Source organism: Kitasatospora sp. NPDC047058, assembly GCF_040643935.1.
Classification (GTDB): Bacteria; Actinomycetota; Actinomycetes; order Streptomycetales; family Streptomycetaceae; genus Kitasatospora.
Map to the genome: position 1 here is coordinate 1 of NZ_JBEYVJ010000701.1, position 2392 is coordinate 2392.

4 protein-coding genes are annotated in these 2392 nt (G+C 73.7%); 2 read left to right on the plus strand and 2 right to left on the minus strand.

The window, feature by feature from the left end; genetic code table 11:
- A partial coding sequence (locus tag ABZ885_RS39485; protein WP_360199775.1) for a hypothetical protein occupies positions 1 to 197 on the minus strand: 197 nt, incomplete at its 3' end.
- 288 nt (positions 198 to 485) lie between these two features.
- Here ABZ885_RS39485 and ABZ885_RS39490 point away from each other — a divergent pair.
- A complete protein-coding gene (locus tag ABZ885_RS39490) occupies positions 486 to 1241 on the plus strand; it encodes an MFS transporter (RefSeq protein WP_360199777.1) in 756 nt (251 codons plus the stop codon).
- Here ABZ885_RS39490 and ABZ885_RS39495 read toward each other — a convergent pair.
- Entirely contained in the window at positions 1234 to 2145 is a 912-nt protein-coding gene (locus ABZ885_RS39495; RefSeq protein WP_360199779.1) for a LysR family transcriptional regulator, read from the minus strand. The genes ABZ885_RS39490 and ABZ885_RS39495 overlap by 8 nt on opposite strands.
- 59 nt (positions 2146 to 2204) lie before the next feature.
- Between ABZ885_RS39495 and ABZ885_RS39500 the strand changes: the two genes are divergently transcribed.
- A partial coding sequence (locus tag ABZ885_RS39500; RefSeq protein WP_360199781.1) for a hypothetical protein occupies positions 2205 to 2392 on the plus strand: 188 nt, incomplete at its 3' end.

Consider the following 2392-nt stretch of genomic DNA (forward strand, 5'->3'; position numbering starts at 1 on the left):
TGCCCCTGCACGATGGGGTGGCTCACTCCGAGGTCGGGGCCGTTGTAGCTGGACTCCAGCAGGTTGAAGTCCAGGATGTCGCTTCCGAAGGGGATGATGTCCGGGGACTCCCAGACGGGGTCGGAGGTGGGGGTCTGTCCCACGTCCCGGAAGTTGTCCCGGACCAGGATGTCGTCCCAGCTGGCGGCGGCGTTCATGGTTCCTCCCGAGTGAATGGGGATGGGTGGAGGAGCCCGCGGATCTGCGAAGCGGCCCCGGCGCCCCGTCACTCGGGGAGGGCGAACACCGCAGGAGGGCCATCCGACCTCATCGTGCGCGATCCTTCCTGTACGCACGAGAGCGCGGGTGCGGCTCGCGGGGCGCGGAAGGTGGTGACGCATCGGCGCCGCTCCCGGTGGTGGCCGCCCGGGCGCAAGCCCGGGTCAGGGCGCGGCGGCGTACGTCTGCGATCCCCACCCGCTCGGGGTTCAAGGTGCGCTGCCGCATTGATCTTCTCCGGCGTCTCCATCGCCTCGGTCGTGGGCGTCTCGCTGGGCACCTACCTCGCCGCCCTGCTCGACTGGCGCGCCGCGTTCTGGGTGCTCGCCCTGCTCGGCGCCTTGTCCGCCGCCGTGCTCGCCACCACCCTGCCCGCCCTGCCGGTCACCGAGCGCGGGTACCTCGGCGGCCTCACCGTCGTCCTGCGCAACCGGGGCGTCGCCGCCGGGACCGCCATCACCGCCTTCGTCGTGCTCGGCCACTTCGCCGGCTACACCTACGTCCGCCCGGTCCTCGAGGCCGACGCGGGCCTGAGCAGCGGCGTCATCGCCACCTGCCTGCTGGTGTACGGACTGGCCGGCGTCGCCGGCAACTTCACCCTCGGCCCGCTCTCCGGCCACCGGCCCAGGATCGCCGTCACGATCGCCCTGTCCGGCGTCACCCTGGCCGCCGCCCTGCTGCCGTTCGCCACCGGCGGTGTCGTCACGGTGCTGCTCCTGCTGGTCGTCTGGGGCGCCTCGTACGGCGGGGTCTCCGTGTCCACCCAGACCTGGGTCCGCACCGCAGACCCGGCCCGGATCGAAGCCTCGGCGGCCGTGTGGGCGGGTGTGTTCAACGCGAGTATCGCGCTGGGTTCCCTCGCCGGCGGGCAGGTCGTCGACCGGGCCGGGAACCACGCCGTCCTGTTCACGGCGGCGGGTCTCACGGCCGCCGGACTGCTGCTCACCGCGCTCACCCGCCCGGGCGGCGCTTGCGTCAGCTGACCTCCGCCAGCAGCAGCCCGACGAAGCGGGCTGCCAGCGGGTGCGGCCGATGCTCGCTCTGCACCACCTGCAGCGTGGTCGGATCCAGCTCCTGCACCGGCAGGTAGCGGATGTCCGGCCGCTGGACGTACCGCGTGCTGTCCTCGCACAGCAGCAACCCCTGGCGGGTGCTGGCCACCATCGTGAGCCCCTCCTGAACGGTGGCCGCACTCGCCGGGTAGGCCAGTTCCCGGCCGGTCGCCGTCCGTCGCGGGGCGTTGGCGAGGCGCCAGTACTCGGGCGCCGGACCGCGCGGCTCGATCAGCGGCAGCGCGGCCAGCTCCTCCGCGGACACACTGCACTCTCCCGCCGGGCGGTGCGCGGCGGCCAACGCCACGAACACCGGCTGCCGGGAGAACTCGAGCAGCACCTCCAACCCCGGCTCCCGGCACGGCGCGAGCGCGATCGCCAGATCGATCTCGGCCCGGCCGAGGTGCGAGAACGGATCCCCCCAGGGCAGCTCCACCAGCTGCGCCGCCCCCTCCGGCAACCGCGCGATCGCCCGCGCCACCGGCTCGTACACCGCGCACTGGAAGCCGAGGCGCAACGGCCGGTCCGCGGCGGCGGCGCGCGACCGGGCATCCCCGTACGCCGCCCGCAGCCGCTCGAACGCGGGCACGACCTGTTCTGCCAGTCCGCGCCCCAGATCGGTCAACTCCACCCGCCGACTGGTCCGTTCGAACAACGGCGCCCCGACCCGACCCTCCAGCCGCTTGATCATCTGGGACACCCGGCCCTGCGAGACGCCGAGCACCTCCGCCGTCCGCCCGAAGTGCAACTGGTGCACGAGGACGGAGAAGCACTCCAACTCCTGCAGCGGCAGCTCCGGCAGCACCGGCCCGGCGCCTGGGGTCGTTCGTTCCACCTCGGCAGTCTATGCCGGGGCACGCCGCACCGACCGGTCCGAGATCACTCGCAGATCCGGTGCTGCCGGCCTGCCGGCAGGGCAACGCCTCGGCGGTCCGCCGCGAACTCCTCGCCCGCGCCCGCACAGCCGGCACCTTCGACGCCGCGACCGGCGAAACCATCCCCGCCAACGTTCCCGCCTCGGCCGGCCGGCCCGGCGGTTCCGGGCGGCGCGCCACCGGCCGCGGTCCCCGTGCTGGAGCGGG